General features: G+C 69.4%; 1 pseudogene. It reads right to left on the reverse strand.

The annotated features are described in order from the left end of the window. Positions 1 to 1021 (reverse strand): annotated as a pseudogene (locus ACH4F2_RS36365) (alpha-1,4-glucan--maltose-1-phosphate maltosyltransferase); the annotation flags it as partial.

The following is a 1021-nucleotide window of genomic DNA, read 5'->3' on the forward strand; positions in this document are numbered from 1 at the left end:
CAGAGTTCGTAGCCGCTGTAGATGCCCCAGGCGGGGGAGAGGGTGGCGGCGAGGACGGCGCGTACCTCGAAGGCGGGGCGGCCGCCGTGCTGGAGGTAGGCGTGCAGGATGTCGGGGGTGTTGGTGAAGAGGTTGGGCCGCATGTAGGAGGCGGCGTCCCCGGTCAGTTCGGTGAGGTACTCGGTGAGTTCCTGCTTGGTGTTGCGCCAGGTGAAGTAGGTGTAGGACTGCTGGAAGCCGGTCTGGGCGAGGGTGTGCATCATCGCGGGGCGGGTGAAGGCCTCCGCGAGGAAGATGACGTCGGGGTCGGCGCGGTTGATCTCGCCGATGACCTTCTCCCAGAAGACGACGGGTTTGGTGTGGGGGTTGTCGACGCGGAAGATCCGCACGCCGTGGTCCATCCAGTGCCGCAGGACGCGGACGGTTTCGGTGACGAGTCCGTCGAGGTCGGCGTCGAAGGCGATGGGGTAGATGTCCTGGTACTTCTTGGGCGGGTTCTCGGCGTGGGCGATGGTGCCGTCGGGGCGGTGGTGGAACCACTCGGGGTGTTTGTGGACCCAGGGGTGGTCGGGGGAGCACTGGAGGGCGAAGTCGAGGGCGACCTCCAGGCCCAGCCGGCCGGCCCGGTCGACGAAGTCGTCGAAGTCGTCGATCGTGCCGAGGTGGGGGTGGACGGTGTCGTGGCCGCCTTCGGGTGAGCCGATGGCCCAGGGGACGCCGACGTCGTCGGGGGTGGCGGAGAGGGTGTTGTTGCGGCCTTTGCGGTGGGTGGTGCCGATGGGGTGGATCGGGGGGAGGTAGACGACGTCGAAGCCCATCGCGGCGATCGCGGGCAGCCGGCGGGCGGCGGTGCGGAAGGTGCCGTGGGGCTTTTCGGGGGTGCCCTCGGAGCGGGGGAAGAACTCGTACCAGGCGCCGTACAGGGCGCGTTCGCGTTCCACGAGCAGGGGCAGCGGGTCGGAGGTGGTGACCAGCTCCCGCAGCGGGTGCCGGGCCAGCACCGCGTCCACCTCGGGCGTCA

Origin of the sequence: Streptomyces sp. NPDC017890 (assembly GCF_044328675.1) — a bacterium.
Classification (GTDB): domain Bacteria; phylum Actinomycetota; class Actinomycetes; order Streptomycetales; family Streptomycetaceae; genus Streptomyces.